This is a genomic window from Rhizobium sp. CB2179 (assembly GCF_057653455.1).
This window is the reverse complement of sequence record NZ_CM172781.1, coordinates 2899900-2915253: the sequence shown is the minus strand read 5'-3', so window position 1 is coordinate 2915253 and position 15354 is coordinate 2899900. Positions and strand designations below refer to the sequence as shown.

Here is a 15354-nt window from a genome sequence, read left to right as displayed (position 1 = left end):
TTCAAGTCGTTGTTTTTATGCATGTCACCTTTACAAAGCCGCTGCACGGTTTTGGGCGGGGTGCCTCAGAAACGTACATGGCTGGCGAGAAAATCGAGCAGTGCGCGTACACGCGCCGGTAGCGGGCCGCCCTGGCCCATATAGACGGCGTAGAACTCCTCGAGATCGTCAGGATTGGCCTCTTCGAGCACCGGCACCAGGCGGCCGGCATCGATATCGGCGCGCACGGTGAAGGCGGCGAGCCGGGCAAGGCCGGCGCCTGACAAAGCGAGGTGACGCATGGCTTCGCCGTCTCCCACCTGCAGGCCCGGGATGATCGGGATCATCACCGTTTCGCCACCTTCGCGCAGCGACCAGCCCTCGATGGCGCGGGCGTAAGAAAAGCCGATGCGGCAATGGCGGCGGAGATCGGCGATCGTGAGTGGTTTGCCATGACGCGAGAGATAATCCGGTGCTGCGACGATGATCTTGCCGGTGGCGCCAAGTTTGCGAGCGATCAGGCTGGAATTCTTCAAGGGGCCGGCGCGGATTGCGACGTCGGCACGCTCCTCCATCAAGTCGACTATCCTGTCGGTATGGGAAATATCCAGCGTCACGGCCGGATGAAGCGCCATGAAGGCCGGCACGAGCGGCGCCAGCACATGATTGCCGAAAGAGCCGCTGGTGTTGATGCGGATTCGGCCTGAAGCCTGTTCACCTGTCGAGGCCTGACGTTCAGCCTCGGCGATATCGGCAAGGATGGTGATGCTGCGCTCGTAGAAGGCACAGCCTTCCGGCGTCAGCTGCAGCTTTCGGGTAGAGCGGTTGACGAGGCGGACGCCGAGGCGGGTCTCCAGCCGGGCGACGAGCTTGCTGACAGCCGACGGCGTCATGCGCCGGGCCGTGGCGGCGGCGGAAAAACCGCAGCGCTCGACGACACTGACGAAGACTTCCATTTCGCCGGAGCGGTTGATGTCCTGACGGCTCATGATGAATTCAAGTCACAGATGATTTGCTTAGGGGCAATCTATATCATCGGGCGACCAAGGTCCATCTCATAGGAAATACAGGAGACAGATCCATGGACTACAGAAATCTCGGCGCCTCCGGCCTCAGAGTGCCGGTCTTGAGCTTCGGCGCCGGCACATTCGGCGGCAGCGGGCCGCTGTTCGGCGCCTGGGGCAATACCGATGCCGAGGAAGCGCGGCGGCTTGTCGATATCTGCCTCGAAGCCGGCGTCAATCTCTTCGACACGGCCGACGTCTATTCCGCCGGCGCTTCCGAGGAGGTGCTCGGCCAGGCGATCCGCGGCCGGCGAGACGCTGTGCTGATCTCGACGAAGACGGCGCTGCCAATGGGCGAGGGGCCGCAGGACTGGGGAACGTCGCGAGCACGGCTGATCCGCGCCACCGAGGATGCGCTGCGCCGGCTCGGGACCGACTATATCGACCTCCTGCAGCTTCATGCTTTCGATGCCTCGACGCCGGTCGAGGAGGTGCTGTCGACGCTCGACGGGCTCGTCGCCGCAGGCAAGATCCGCTATACCGGCGTTTCCAATTTTGCCGGCTGGGAACTGATGAAGTCGCTCGCCGCCGCTGAGCGCCACGGCTATCCGCGTTATGTCGCCCATCAGGTCTATTATTCGCTGGCGGGGCGCGATTACGAATGGGAGCTGATGCCGCTCGGCGCCGACCAAGGTGTGGGAGCCCTCGTCTGGAGCCCGCTTGCCTGGGGCCGGCTGACCGGCAAGATCCGCCGTGGCCAGCCGCTGCCCAAGGCAAGCCGGCTGCACGAGACGGCGCAATACGGCCCGCCCGTCGACGACGAGAAGCTGTTCGACATCGTCGAGGTGCTGGACGCCATCGCGGGTGAGACCGGCCGGACGATGCCGCAGATCGCCATCAACTGGCTGCTTAACCGGCCGACGGTATCGAGCGTCATCATCGGCGCCCGCAACGAGGAACAGCTTCGGCAGAATCTTGGTGCGGTCGGTTGGAGCCTGTCGAAGGAGCAGGTTGAAAGGCTCGACGCCGTCAGCACTGTCACGGCGCCCTATCCCTGTTTTCCCTATCGCAGGCAGGAGGGTTTTGCGCGGCTCAATCCGCCGATTGTCTGAGGTGCGAGGGCGGCGGACTTGGCTATAGCAGCCTGCCTATAACAAAGTGGGAATGAAATCTTCTGCCAATCTTAACTGGACAGCCGCTTTGACTTGCCGCATACCCAGCCTGACCTGCGGAACACGATATGGTTTCTGCGGAATGGCAGGGAGATCAACGGGATGGCGCTGAAGGACGCGAAGGCGGGCACACGCAACGAGGCGGGAATTGCCGCGGTGCTCGGCATTCTCAAGCAGAGCTTCGGCGAGCGTTTCCAGACCGGCCAGTCCTTCCGCGAACAGCATGCCCATACGACCACTTATATCCCGCCGCAACTGCCAGACGGGGTGCTTTTCGCTGAGAGCGCCGAAGATGTGAAGGCGGCGGTCAGAGCCTGTGCGACCCACAAGGTGCCGGTGATCGGTTTCGGCGTCGGCACCTCGCTGGAGGGGCAGGTCAATGCCGCCAATGGCGGCATTTCGATTGACTTCAGCCGCATGGACCGGGTGCTTGAGGTCAACCCCGAAGATCTCGACTGCACCGTCGAACCGGGTGTGACACGCGAGGCGCTGAATATCCACCTGCGCGATACCGGCCTGTTCTTCCCGATCGATCCCGGCGCCAACGCCTCGATCGGCGGCATGGCCTCGACGCGGGCCTCCGGCACCAATGCCGTGCGCTACGGAACGATGAAGGACAATGTGCTTGCCGTCACCGCCGTCACCGCCAATGGCGAGGAGATCCGCACGGCCCGGCGCGCCCGTAAATCCTCGGCGGGCTACGATCTGACGCGGCTCTTCGTCGGCGCCGAGGGCACGCTCGGCATTCTGACCTCGGTGACGCTGCGCCTCCAGGCGATCCCCCAGAAGATTGCCGGAGGGGCCTGTGCCTTTCCGAGCATCAAGGCCGCCTGCGATGCCGTCATCATGACGATCCAGATGGGCATTCCGGTGGCGCGTATCGAGCTGCTCGACACGGTACAGATGCGGGCCTGCAACGCCTATTCAAAGCTCTCCTATGCCGAAAGCCCGACATTGTTCCTCGAATTCCACGGCACCGACGAGACGGTGCCGCTGCAATCGGCAGCCTTTGCCGAGATCGCCGCCGAATGCGGCGGCGGCGAGTTCCTGTGGACAGCCAATGCCGAGGAACGGACGAAGCTCTGGAAGGCACGCCACGACGCCTATTGGGCCGCAAGGGCGCTGGCGCCCGGGCTTGCCGCACTTTCGACCGATGTTTGTGTTCCGATATCGAGGCTCGCCGATTGTGTTTCCGAAACGCAGGCGGATATCGAGGAACACGGGCTGTTGGGGCCGATCGTCGGCCATGCCGGCGACGGGAACTTCCATGTGCTGCTGTTGTTCGACGACAAGAGCGCCGAAGACATCGCCATGGCAGAGAGCTTCGTACAACGGCTCAACCGGCGGGCGCTCGACCTGGACGGGACATGCACCGGTGAACACGGGATCGGGCAAGGCAAGATGGCGTTTCTGGAACAGGAGCTCGGCGGCGCGGTGGATCTGATGCGACAGGTGAAACAGGCGCTCGATCCGGACGATATCTTCAATCCCGGCAAGATTTTCCACCATGGCTGAAACGGAACATTCTCATGAAGTTGGGTCTTGCCCCCGGCATGATTAGCGCTAGAACAAGATGATGTTAGGCAGGCTCGCCCTGAAATCTGAATCCTGTTCTCAAATAAAGAGTTAGAGCATGATGTCGTCCGAAAACCGCTCACACTTTTCGGCATCATGCTCTAGTGTCTGCAACAGAATCCCGAATGGAGACGCTTTGCATTGGTAGGCCGGTTCCTCGTCTTTCTGGGGGGAGTGATCGTCGTAGTGCTGTTTGTGGCGCTGCTTGCGCCGCTGTTCATCGACTGGACGGACTTCCGCAAGAATTTTGAGGATCAGGCAAGCCGCATTATCGGCAAGAAAGTCACCGTCTACGGCACCGTGGATGCGCGCCTCTTGCCGTTTCCATCGGTGACGCTGCATGACGTGCGCGTCGGCCAGGAAGCAGACGGCACGCCGATCGTCAAGGTCGAGCAGTTCTCCATGGATGCGGAGCTCGCACCTTTCCTGTCGGGCGAAGCGCTGATCTTCGACATGCGTATCGTCAATCCGAAGGTGCGCTTGAGATTGCTCAAGGACGGCACGCTCGACTGGATGCGCGGCAGCCGCGCGGAAATACCGGCAAGGACCGTCGTCCTCGAAAACGTGCATGTCAGCGGCGGCGAGGTCGAATTCATCGACGATCAGTCGGGTCGCTCGCGTCGCATCACCGGCCTCAACGCGGAAATGTCGGCAAAGTCGCTGGCTGGTCCCTGGCGCATCGAGGGCGACGCTGCGCTCGACGGCGAGCACGGCGGCTTCTCGATCTCGAGCAGTCAGCCGGACGAGAAGGGCGTGCTGCGCATGCGCACGAGGTTTTCGCCGGACAAGCACCCTGTCAGCGTCGATCTCGACGGCGAGCTGAAGCTCGTCGACAGCAAGCCGAACTATCAGGGCCAGCTTTCGGCCGCGATCGAAATCCGCAACAGCGCCAAGCCCGCCAACAAGAAAGAGCAGCCGCCGCGCGTCAAGGGCCGCTTCGAGCTCACCAATGAACGTATCCGCATCCCCGAATACCGGATGGAGATCGGCCCGACAGACGATCCCTACGTCATAACCGGCGAGGCGACGCTCGATACCGGCAATGCGCCGGAATTCCTGTTGACCGCCGACGGCCAGCAGATCGATGTCAACCGCATCGGCAATCAGGGCTCGGCCGGCAAGACGACACGGGATCCCGCTGTTTCGGCGCGCCAGCGGTTGAATTCGCTGATCGATATCGTCGCGCAGGTGCCGATCCCGCAGGTGCCGGGCAAGGCGAGCGTCAAGCTGCCGGCAATCGTCGCCGGCGATACGACGCTGCGCGACGTACAGCTGGAGCTCGAACCGGCCGGCACCGGCTGGCTGATCGACAGCGTCACCGGCACGCTGCCGGGACGCACGCAGGTAGAGGGCAAGGGCAAGCTCCTGCTTCAGGGCGAGCCGTCGTTCAACGGCCAGATCCTGGTGGCCTCCAGCCAGCCGACGGGGCTAGCCTCCTGGCTAGCCGGCTCGGTCGATCCGGCTATCCGGCAATTACGGCAGGCGGGCTTTTCCGCCAATGTCAGCCTGACGCATGAATTGCAGCGTTTCGAAAATCTCGAGATCGCCATCGGACCGGCGACGCTGAAGGGCCGGCTGGAGCGCCAGGCGATCTCCGGCCAGACGCCGACGCTATCGGTGGCGCTGAACGGCGATACGCTCGATCTTGACGCGCTACAGGCGCTGAGCGGGCTCATGACCGGCCAGGATGCCGGCGACAACGTGCTCGACCACAAGATCGCCGCCCAGCTCAAGGCCGACAAGTTCACCGCCTTCGGCGTCGACGCCGAGAATGTCGAGACCACCTTTACGATTGCCGATGGCGCGCTTGCCGTCGACCGGCTGTCGATCAAGAATATTGCAGGCGCAGAGCTGACGGCGACGGGCAGGGCGGAAGGTTCGCTGCTCGACTACAAGGGCGCGGGCGAGATCACCTTCAAATCGGCCGATCCCGGCGGCTTCTTCACCATGCTGCGCGAGCACCTGCCGCATCACCCGGTGCTTGACCGGCTGGTGCGCAATGCCGGCTGGTACGGCAATACGGCGCTTCGCGGCGCGCTGACGCTTGGCGGCGACGAGGGCAATGCGCTGACGGTGACGCTTGCCGGCGTGGCGAACGGCAGCCGCGTCAATCTCGACTACCGCATGTCCGACCTCCTGGCGCTGACCGGCAATGGCACGACGAGCCTCGAGGCGACGCTCGAAAACGCCGTGCCATCAGTCCTGTTCGGCCAGGCCGGGCTCGATCCGCTGCCGGTCGATGTCGGGGCCAATGGCCGCCTGACGCTGAAGGTGAAGGCATCGGGCAACGATCCCGCCGATGCGGCGCTGACCTTTGCGACCGACCGGACCTCGTTCATGGCCAACGGCAAGATCGATGTCCGGCCGGAGACCTTCATGAACGGCGAGATCGCCCTTTCGCTCGACAGCGCCGATATCGACCCCTATCTCATCATGAACGGCATCGCCCTGCCGCAGACCGGAACCGGGCTGCCGTTCGGTCTGCAGGTCAATGCCGCCATCGATAGCGACAAGATCGTCTTTTCGGATCTCAAGGGGCATGCGGCCGACAACGAATTTTCCGGTGCGCTGACCTTCGACCGGAAGGCTGCGAAGACGACCGCGAGTGGCGGGCTGACGCTCTCCAAGGCAGATGCCGGCTGGCTCGGCGAGGCGGTGTTCGGCCAGATCGTCGATCCCGCCAACGGTCAGCTGACGACGGCGCCGCTGGGGCTGCCCGTCTTCAAGGATCTCGACGTCAACGTGAAACTGACGGCCAAGCAGTTCTGGCCGGGCCTTCCGGAAACGGCGGTGTCGGACTTCACCAGCAACGTTGCCTACAAGGGCGACGAGCTGCAGCTCAAAGACATGGCCGGCAATTGGGACGACGGAAAGCTCTCCGGCAACCTGCTTTTCACCAATGCCAACGGTACCGGTTTCCTGCAGACGAAGCTTGCGCTTGCCGATTCCGATCTTTCCGGCGTCGTCTGGCTGCGCGACGGAGCGCCGATCGCCAACGGCAAGTTCGGATTGTCGCTGTCGATGGAGGCTTCGGGCAAGACGATCGGCGAGATCGCCAGCTCGCTCAATGGTTCGGGCGAACTGAGGCTCGGCGATACCAGCATACGCGGGCTTAACCTTGCCGTCCTTCCGCCGCTGCTTGCCGCAACCGATACGATGCAGGAGCAGATCAATGCCGGCAAGGTGCATCCAATCATCGAGACGCTGCTCAGCAACGGCGAGGCGAAGCTGCCGCCGCTCGGCATCCCCTTCAACATCGCCGACGGGACGCTGAGGGTGCAGAATGTCACCGTCGCCAACGATCTGGCCCGCATCACCGCCGATGCGCAAATCGCACTGCCGGAAGAGCGGATCAGCGCGACTCTGGGCGTCGGGTTCAATCCTGGCACGGAAGCGCTTTCCGGCGCCGAGCCGGCGCTCCGGCTGAATTTTTCCGGCATGCTGCCGTCGCCCGGCAAGACGATGGATGTAACCGATATCACCAGCTTTCTGTCGCTGCGCGCCTTCGAGCGCGAGCGCCGGCGTGTCGAGCGGCTGCAGGCGGTCGTGCTCGAAAAACAGCGGCTGCGCCGCGAGGTGGCGCTCTACCGGTTCAACGACGCTGAGCGCATCAAGGCAGCCGAGATCGAGAAGCAACGGCAGGCGGAGGAAGAGCGGCTGCGCGCGCTGGCGCAGAAAGCAGCCGCTGAGAAGGCTGCTGCCGAGGCGGAGGCCGCACGCGCGGCGGAAGCCAAAGCGAAGGCGGATGCGGATGCGCAGGCGAGGGCCGCCGCAGAGGCGGAAGCAGCACGGCGCAGCGGGCAAGCGCAGCCCGGTCCGCTCAATTTCGACCAGTTGCCGGGCGTTCAGGCGCAGTGAAAGTGCATAGAATTTGATTCATGCAAGACGCTTCAGGCCTTTGTTTTCATTGATGTCGTCCCAAATCGCTACGCGATTTTAAGCAACATGCATCAGGGCTGGTGGCTGGCGCCGGCCTTCAGCCAGGAAAGCACATGCAAGCGCAGCGCTGAGGACAGGTTGCTGTCCGGCGGGCGGTGGTCGTCGATTTCGGAGATCAGGGCGGCGAGCGGTATCGAACGGGCTGCGGCAATCGTCTTCAGCTCAGTCCAGAACTCATCCTCCAGCGAGAAACTGGTGCGATGGCCGTGCAATGTCGCCGAATGCTTGCGGATCATGGAGCGCCTTCACATTCCGATTGGAGCGCCTAGAGCGCCGCGCGTCCGCGAGCACGCGCTAAGGACGTTCTGTCAAAGCATGCGTGGGTCGGCAGATCGATTCAAGGAAACCGCGCAAGTGGCTGATCGCAGGTTCCATTCCGGCTCTTCAAGCTTTGCGTGAAACCGTCACGCGCCGTCGTCATCGGTCTCGATCCGGCCGTCGCGATGGGCTTTGTCGGCCTTGTCGTTCAGGCTGCGGGTCAGTTGCTTTTCGGCCTTGGTGCGGCCGAAGGAGATGCGGTTCTGTTCGGCCTGCTTCTCCTGTTCGGAGCGAGCCTGCTTCTTGCGGAACTGGCGCAGATTGATGATTTCGGCGCTCATGCGGTTGCCTGAATTCCCTATGAAAAAGGGAGGCTTGGCCCCCTTCAATCACTGCTTCTTGCGGAAGGAGTCGAGCGAGACGACGGAGCCCGGTTTCTTCTCCTCGCCGTCGGCGGGTTTTGCGCCCGCGGCGTCGTCGGGTTTTCCAACAGCATCCACCGGATAGGCGGTGATTTCACCGGACGGCAATTCCTCGCCGTCGGCGAGTGGCACGTCGAACTCGAGCTCGAAGTTGACGGAGGGATCGTAAAAGCCGCGGATCGCATTGAATGGGATGACCAGCTTTTCCGGAACGTCCGAGAAGGAAAGACCGATCTCGAAATGCGTGTCGGTGATCTTCATGTCCCAGAACTGGTGCTGGATGACGATAGTCATCTGCTCGGGGTATTTCGACTTCAGGTGCTGGGAGATGCGCACACCGGTCGCGCCCGTGAGGAAGGTGATGAAGAAGTGATGATCACCGGGCAGGCGGCCCGTGGCTGCGACTTCCGCCAATACCTTGCGGATGACGCCGCGAAGTGCATCCTGTGCCAGAATGTCGTAGCGGATATGATCCTGCCCCATGCTTTTCCTGTCTTTCGTCGGTTCGGAGTCTTTTCACAAGGTTGTATGCCACGTTCGGGCGCCTTGGGAAAGACCGGAGCCGAGTCACGTTTTTAAGCAGCATACATGATTTCGGCGGCAGGGAGAAGGTGAAGGCTTCTGTTGCCAGGTGCCTTCGGACCCCGCCTAGAGGTGCGAACCACTAGGACTTTATTTGAAGTGTCACACCGCGATTAAGCAGCGAGACGAGCTTCCGCATAGTTGTCGTTTGCAACTACAATTTTAGCCCGATAACGGCGGTACAATGCCGAGCAAAAAGACGATCTTTACACCCTTGTCGATCCTGTTTCGCCCCCATCAAAAGCCGGCCTTTAAGACCGCCGGTTTTTGGTGGAGGCGCCGGGTACCGCCCTTTACATGAGCTACAAAAGAGGGGGTCGACATCGAGAGGCTCTGAGATGGCGAGACTTTCACTAATAGCATGTTGACCCCTTTTTGTTTGGTCCGCCAACGACATCTGCTCAAATCTGACGGCAGCAGACAGAAATATTATTGGATTAGGTGGAGGTTTCTGTTGCCAGGTACCTCCGAACCCCGCCTAAGAGTGCGACCCCTTAGGACTTGATTTGAAGTGTCACACTGCGATTAAGCAGCGAGACGAGCTTCCGCATAGTTGTCGTTTGCAACTACTATTTTGACCCGATAACGGTGGTATCATGCCGAGCACAGCTTTTGTCTTTCAGCACCAGTCGATCCCATGTCGCCCCCATTCGCTGATGAAACGATCATCAAGATGTTTGGTGGAGGCGGCGGCATCGAAGCCGCGTCCTGCATGCCTATTGCACAAAAGGTTTAGCGCCATAGACTTCTTGCGAAGCACTAAGAGAGATAGGTGAGAAGCCGGCGCTTTGCAAGCCTGACCTAATCGCGTTTCGGCGGAGTCTTGTCGGACGGGGATTTTTCACGAACAATGTGGATAGCGCGCTTCGATCCTTTTTCACGCTCTGCTTCTAACAGAACCTCTAAGTTTGTAATTCTGTAGGTCTTCTCTCGACAGCGAGCGGACCAGTCGTTGGCGGTGTCAGCCAGCCGTGCATATTTTTCATTCAGCTCTCGTAGTTGATCTCTCAGGGCGGAAATTTCGGCTTCGGGATCCTTCGCGGCCGCCTCTTCCAAGGCCTTGTTGATCTGCTGAACGAACGCCCTTACTTTCACTCGGGTTGTGTTTTTATGAGCGTCAGCTTTCAAAATGTCTCTATTTTTGTCCGTTCGAGCCACCACGTCGGACATAAAAATTTCTCTATGATGACGAGCTAATTTGCCAGTCGAAAGGTCCTTTCGGATCGAATCCATCGCCTGTTCAAAAGCTTGGGCTGTCTCGTGACTTTCAAGTTGTTTCGATGCACGGAGATTTTGTGGAATGTCCTTTGATGTCATTTTTTAACCATTGAATCAGTTGAGGGTCTGACTTGATTAATTCGTCGCGTATTTCGATGAGTTCAGGCCACGCTACCAATTGCTCGTTGACCTGATTGACCGCATGGCGCTTCTGCATCCGCGACGCGTTGGATGACGATAGAAGTTTCCCAAGGTTGATGATGTTTTCCTTCACCACCGCGAGTCTTTCTGGCATCTGGATCTGAAAGTTGCAGGCAGCACTGCAATTTGCGGGGTCTGCCAACAGGTCCCCAGCATCAATGGAGCAAAGGCCTCTCCCGAGCTTTCCACGGACGCAATAGACTCCCTCAGCGACTTTGATCGGGAGGTTTCCCTCGGCGATGCAGTCCTCCACGAATTCGTCCTTCGTCAAGCCCAGGTCTTCTGAGGTTATATCGGATGAAAGTAATTTCTGAAGGCGCTTGCCAGCTAGGCCGCCCAGTTCCGAATCAGGGCTTGTGGCCGTCTCAAACAGGGTTCCTGCCCGACGGGTATAAACCTGCATAACCCCCGCCTGGATTTCAGGCTGAAGCAGTGGTGAGGAGAGCGCATACCCAACCGATTCAGTTTCGGAAACGTGGCCCAGCATATGCTGAAGTATCGGGATTGCCTCTGTCAACACGCGGACCATGATGTCGACCACGGTTTTACGCCAGGTATAACCGGAGACAGTGAAATCCAACCCATGCAGCTGGCAGAACCTATTGAGTCGATAGACGTACCTGTTGTAACTCATTTCCCACTCCGAGTTTGGGTGGGAATAGATGAAGTCGCTCTGAGCGTTCACAGCATCTCTGACGTCTTCAATTGCGACCTCGACTTCCCTGAGATACGGGTCGACGCGTAGTTCCCGGGCTGTGGGTGTCGGAACATTTTTCGTTCGAATAAATCGTATTCTGAGGTCTTGTCCCTCGGGATCGTCAAGAAGCGCGACAATGAATCCCGTTCGTATAGACAAAACCTCGCTTGGTCGAAAGCCGAAGTGATAACACTCTAAGTTTGCTGAAGAGACTTCCACGAGTAGATGCAATGTCGTCGAATGCCATTTGCTTTCTAAATCGTCCAGATTTGCGGGAATCTTGGCTTTCAGACGATTCGAGATGGCGGTTTGGGGGCTGATCGGGTCGGTGAGAGCTCGAATTTCGGCCCCGATCTCCGATGCTAATGAAATGTAACTTCTGCTCAGCTTTAGGAGAGTGCCAGCCTGCTCCGCCGTCAGCGGTTGAGTACCGCGCTCTCTAGTGGTGTCGTCGGCATCATCGTCGCCAATATCGATTTCCCATTGATACGCTCGAAGGCCGTCACGCACCAAGCCCGCCTGCGAAATGAGAATGAGTTGAGAGAGAATAAACCCAAATCTGTCCGCCTTTGTCGTGGACATCAGCGCGCGGACTTGCGGTAGATTGAACGGCGTGAGATCAGAAAGGCTGTTCAGTCCGATGATTTTCATCGCGATGAAAAACCGTTTGATTGACGTCATGCGCTCCGTGAAAAAACCGGCGTTGGAAACAGTAATCCGCGACTTCAGGACGTCGAGCCGGAAAATGTGTACAACGCCCACGTCCTTTAATTGAAGAAGCAAAAGGCTGTCTGGTGTGAGACGCCCAACGACGTTGTTAGGGAAATTAGTTTTCGCAAGGAAGTCAACGCCGTCCTTCTTTCGCCTGCCGGGCGTCAAATTCTCAAGGGGAAAGTACCAGCCATGGTCCCCGAAATAGTACCCGGGTGTAACCTCTAGGTCGTCGCGATACGGCGGACTATCGTCAAGCCTCAAGGCGTTTACGACGATCCAAAGCCTTTGGGCCTCGATTGAAATTTCAGTCCTCACCGCTCAGCACTCCCGCGACGGCTGGGTAATCGCGGAGGATACGATCCGGCCACATGGTCAGAAGGCTTTTCAATCGCGTTATGATGCTGTCAAAGGTCCCTGCGAGCGTTGCCTCCGCACCGAGATTTCGTCGCCTCTCACGCTCCGAAGACAACATTATCAGCACGTGCGGTATGCTTTCTGGAAACCAACGGGCATGAGGACATCCGTCAAGGCATCTTTGACCCGTGCATTCTTGGCCAGGTAGTGTTCTCTGGGAAAACCCCGAAGGAGGGGACGCCGGATCGGCACACCGGTTACCCCACCGCGTAGTGGTGTCTGGGTCTAAGACGTTCTCGACTTGGCGGGTCCGGAGACCTTGGGCAGACAAGCGTTCTGCCATTGCGTGGAGAGAAAAATCACCCTCCTCAACGAGTTCCATGCTGGCTCGGAAGACACTTTTTGCGGCCTCTTCTCTAGTCGCCTCTAACTGCTTTCGTTTCGTATAGAGGGCTGATACGCCCGGTTTGCTATGCGATCCTAGAATCTGCAGCACAGCGAGATTGCTTCCGGACTCGCTGAAGCCGAACGCGAGACCTGCATCGCGAAAGTTTCTTACCTCCGTCGGCAGACCCCAGGTCGTCAATGTCTCGTTAAGCCAACGAGGTGCGCCGTGTTCATAGGATATCGCACTGATCCCGGTGATGCTGCTGTTGTAAAGAAAGACGCGGTTACGTATGGATTGCAGGTAGGAGAGGCGCTCTTTTTGATCGTTGGAACGCCGCCTAGTCCGATGCAGCTCTTCGATCTCACGCTCGATTTCATCTCGCAGTGGTTGGGTAAGTGCCTCCACCGTTTGAAGGACACGGTAGGCGTGAGACCACGGCTTCATCAACGAAATCGCGCGGACGACCTTCGGCGGATCACGGGGGTCCTGTTTACCGCGGTTTTTTCGGCTCACAATGTAACAGGCCCTATCGACGCTCTCTTCGTCCTCTTCGCCTACTGAAAGAGGGTAGGGCTTAAACCATTTGCCCACCTCCAGAGTGGCGACCGACTCAAAATTAAATAAAGTCCTGATGAGTGTCAGGACCACGAAAGGCGCTATGTCTCGCCCTTCGGGATAGATATACCTCAGATGCGCGTTGATTCCTTTAATTCGACGGATTTCGCCATTTCGTTCGACGGCGAGTGCCCCCGGGTATTTTTCAAGTTGCTTCACAACCGCTGGAAAGAGGCGATTGTATTCGTTCCAGGTCCGCACTGTCGGGCCAACTATGTTTCGTAAGGCCCACAAGCGATTTCCAAGGTCGTCCCATTCACCCTTCCTGCCTGGTGCACGTCTTGGATCATGACCGGGGCCCGCGGCGTTCGCTTCTCGTGATGTTCGCATCACCAAGCGAGCTTCGTGCTTCGCGTTCTTTATAGCCGCCCTCATTTGTTTTCTTGACAGGAGGCTCTTCGACGATGCGGCCGGTTTTCCCTGAAACGGGTTCGTTGGCCAGAGCGCTTCTGGTACTCCGATGCATTTCAGTAATCTCCGGAAGGTGGCGATCACGCGATCTCGTTCATTGAAAGGTTCGATGTACCGCAGAAAATCAGCGCTGAATGCAGAATCAACGTCGTCGGCTGCTACTATCGTGGTCCGGTTCTTCTTGGTGTAATGATCGATGAAATTTGCAATGCGACTTAGCCGGCGTCCCGTTGTGCGCTTTGTGGATGCCGATCTTCCGCCTCCAAAGAGTTCTCTTGATACCTTCGCTCTATTTCGAAAAATAAGGGGCGTATTCTTGAAGTCCTCGGCTTTGAAGTCGAGATACTCAGGCAAAGCGATTGTAGCGACGTTAGAGGCGGGGCCTGTAGGAAGAACGCCGTCAGCTTTAAGGGATCTGGGCAGTTCGCCTTTTTGTGGGCGCTTGGTCATGCGGCTGCCCGATCTCTTTTGGACGAAGTGCGACGGCTGACGTCTTCGGTGAGCGCGTCGACCTCCCCGTTAAAGGCGTTTTGGTATCGGAACGCCATTTCGCGCCCTGCGAGTTGCTGGAGATACCTCATCGTCATTTCACGTTCGGCGTGTCCAAGGTTCGCTTGGAGGACGACGATTGCTCCCTCGCCACTTCGCATGAACTGCTCGTACGAGGCTGTCTTGGGATCAACACCGGCATTAGCGAAGTCTTCGAGAATGCAGACTTCGATGAACTTACACGCATACGCATGTCGGAGCGGGTGCGCGGTAATGCGTTCCTGCCGATGCAGCGTGTCGTTCGCGCGGCGGAGCGCCAAGCTGATGTTGTCATAGTGAATAGGCTGGCCGCGCTTATTGAGAAATAACTCGTGCTTGGATCGAAGTTCGGGAGGTTTGCCCTTGAGGAGTGCGCGGCGGGTTGCAACAGCATACTTCCAAAGCAATCTGAGGAGCTTGGGCGGTATCATCACCCAGCGGATTTTGCCGGACTTGCCTTTGACGCGCCACTTGCATCGTTTCTCTATGTCTGATGCGTTTGAAAACACGACATCCAGGTCAGGGAGATAGCCCAACGTTTGGCCGCCGATGATCGAGCGGTCGACGTTGCCTAACCAAGACGGGGGGATTTTCATTTGTTCAAGGAGTTCGAATACCCTTAGACCAAGCTCGTAGAGCGACAGAGCTACCAATTGCATCGTGCCCTCGGGTAATGTCGCGATGAGTTGTTTTATGTCTTTGTCGGATGGCGGCAAAACGGTCCCTGGGTCCTGCCGAACCTGTGTTTTCTGAGCTATGACCAACCCGGAAACCTGCAACTGCTCACCAATTGCTTCGAATGACTGTTTCACCAACGCGCGCTCACGAGCGATGACTGCGTCACCAGGCGATTCTTCAAAGTCCGCTATGTATCCGGCCTTTTGAAGCCACATTCCGGCGAGAATTGCTTCGTCAACGCGAGGCTTCACGGTCGAGCGGAATGCCAAAGGTGACGGCTGGCCGGTGAGCCAAAAGTCCCGACTCCAATAGCCCGAGAGAAGTGCCTCCTCATACAGCTCGACCAACCACCTGCGGCTATCCTGCCAGCCAAGGGACCCTATGCCGGGGTGCGCAGCCGCGCTCTCCAACCATGTCTCATAATCAGCCAGACGTGAGCCGCACTGTCGTGTCGTTTTCGGACTGAGTTTTCTCGCCCTCGGGTCGTTTGGATCACGTTTGATGCGCCCACGGGCTCTCTCGCTCAAAAAGTGGTTGGGGCCTTCTGCCAACCTGTCGGTGCAAGTGATGATGTAGGGAGAATTCATACCTTCGCGGTGAACGCCTTTTCGTACTGTCC

General features: G+C 58.8%; 11 protein-coding genes and 2 other RNA genes. 3 read left to right on the top strand and 10 right to left on the bottom strand.

Features of this window, described 5'->3' with window-relative positions:
• Positions 1-65 precede the first annotated feature (65 nt).
• Positions 66-968 (bottom strand): LysR family transcriptional regulator, encoded by a 903-nt coding sequence (locus AC244Q_RS14665; protein WP_113545196.1) that lies wholly within the window; start codon positions 966-968, stop codon positions 66-68.
• 92 nt (positions 969-1060) lie between these two features.
• On the opposite strand from AC244Q_RS14665, the gene AC244Q_RS14660 reads away from it, so the two are divergent.
• The 3 genes from AC244Q_RS14660 (at position 1061) to AC244Q_RS14650 (ending at position 7588) form a co-directional block, all read left to right on the top strand.
• Entirely contained in the window at positions 1061-2095 is a 1035-nt protein-coding gene (locus AC244Q_RS14660; RefSeq protein WP_128406810.1) for an aldo/keto reductase, read from the top strand.
• Positions 2096-2257: 162 nt separating this feature from the next.
• The gene (locus tag AC244Q_RS14655) at positions 2258-3670 is read left to right on the top strand and encodes an FAD-binding oxidoreductase (protein ID WP_012758242.1); all 1413 of its coding nucleotides are present in this window, start codon (positions 2258-2260) and stop codon (positions 3668-3670) included.
• A 201-nt stretch (positions 3671-3871) separates the two neighbouring features.
• Positions 3872-7588 (top strand): AsmA family protein, encoded by a 3717-nt coding sequence (locus AC244Q_RS14650; RefSeq protein WP_128406811.1) that lies wholly within the window; start codon positions 3872-3874, stop codon positions 7586-7588.
• Between the two features lie 92 nt (positions 7589-7680).
• On the opposite strand, the gene AC244Q_RS14645 is transcribed toward AC244Q_RS14650, so the two are convergent.
• The 9 genes from AC244Q_RS14645 to AC244Q_RS14605 all read right to left on the bottom strand — a co-directional run bounded on the left by AC244Q_RS14645 (position 7681) and on the right by AC244Q_RS14605 (position 15082).
• Positions 7681-7905, bottom strand: coding sequence for a ribbon-helix-helix domain-containing protein (locus AC244Q_RS14645; protein ID WP_017994693.1), 225 nt, complete (start codon positions 7903-7905; stop codon positions 7681-7683).
• 168 nt (positions 7906-8073) lie between these two features.
• Complete coding sequence (locus AC244Q_RS14640) at positions 8074-8268, bottom strand: DUF4169 family protein (protein WP_003560930.1); 195 nt, start codon at positions 8266-8268, stop codon at positions 8074-8076.
• 48 nt (positions 8269-8316) lie between these two features.
• The gene (locus AC244Q_RS14635) at positions 8317-8832 is read right to left on the bottom strand and encodes an SspB family protein (RefSeq protein ID WP_128406812.1); all 516 of its coding nucleotides are present in this window, start codon (positions 8830-8832) and stop codon (positions 8317-8319) included.
• 303 nt (positions 8833-9135) lie between these two features.
• Positions 9136-9235: a transfer-messenger RNA gene (ssrA, locus tag AC244Q_RS14630) on the bottom strand.
• Between the two features lie 136 nt (positions 9236-9371).
• Positions 9372-9729, bottom strand: a transfer-messenger RNA (tmRNA) gene (gene ssrA / locus AC244Q_RS14625).
• Positions 9730-9732: 3 nt separating this feature from the next.
• A complete protein-coding gene (locus tag AC244Q_RS14620) occupies positions 9733-10248 on the bottom strand; it encodes a hypothetical protein (protein ID WP_128406813.1) in 516 nt (171 codons plus the stop codon).
• Positions 10199-12076: a site-specific integrase gene (locus AC244Q_RS14615; RefSeq protein WP_128406814.1), complete on the bottom strand. Its 1878-nt coding sequence runs from the start codon at positions 12074-12076 to the stop codon at positions 10199-10201. The genes AC244Q_RS14620 and AC244Q_RS14615 overlap by 50 nt, the downstream gene beginning before the upstream one ends.
• Entirely contained in the window at positions 12066-13979 is a 1914-nt protein-coding gene (locus tag AC244Q_RS14610; RefSeq protein WP_128406815.1) for a hypothetical protein, read from the bottom strand. Before AC244Q_RS14610 ends, AC244Q_RS14615 begins: the two co-directional genes overlap by 11 nt.
• Positions 13976-15082 carry a tyrosine-type recombinase/integrase gene (locus AC244Q_RS14605; protein ID WP_164902322.1) on the bottom strand — a complete coding sequence of 369 codons (1107 nt, stop codon included), beginning with the start codon at positions 15080-15082 and terminating at the stop codon, positions 13976-13978. The genes AC244Q_RS14610 and AC244Q_RS14605 overlap by 4 nt, the downstream gene beginning before the upstream one ends.
• Between the last annotated feature and the right edge of the window lie 272 nt (positions 15083-15354).

Coding starts and splice junctions, on each gene's coding strand:
- AC244Q_RS14665 (WP_113545196.1), bottom strand. CDS start 968: ATGAGCCGTCAGGACATCAACCGCTCCGGCGAAATGGAAGTCTTCGTC.
- AC244Q_RS14660 (WP_128406810.1), top strand. CDS start 1,061: ATGGACTACAGAAATCTCGGCGCCTCCGGCCTCAGAGTGCCGGTCTTG.
- AC244Q_RS14655 (WP_012758242.1), top strand. CDS start 2,258: ATGGCGCTGAAGGACGCGAAGGCGGGCACACGCAACGAGGCGGGAATT.
- AC244Q_RS14645 (WP_017994693.1), bottom strand. CDS start 7,905: ATGATCCGCAAGCATTCGGCGACATTGCACGGCCATCGCACCAGTTTC.
- AC244Q_RS14640 (WP_003560930.1), bottom strand. CDS start 8,268: ATGAGCGCCGAAATCATCAATCTGCGCCAGTTCCGCAAGAAGCAGGCT.
- AC244Q_RS14635 (WP_128406812.1), bottom strand. CDS start 8,832: ATGGGGCAGGATCATATCCGCTACGACATTCTGGCACAGGATGCACTT.
- AC244Q_RS14620 (WP_128406813.1), bottom strand. CDS start 10,248: ATGACATCAAAGGACATTCCACAAAATCTCCGTGCATCGAAACAACTT.
- AC244Q_RS14610 (WP_128406815.1), bottom strand. CDS start 13,979: ATGACCAAGCGCCCACAAAAAGGCGAACTGCCCAGATCCCTTAAAGCT.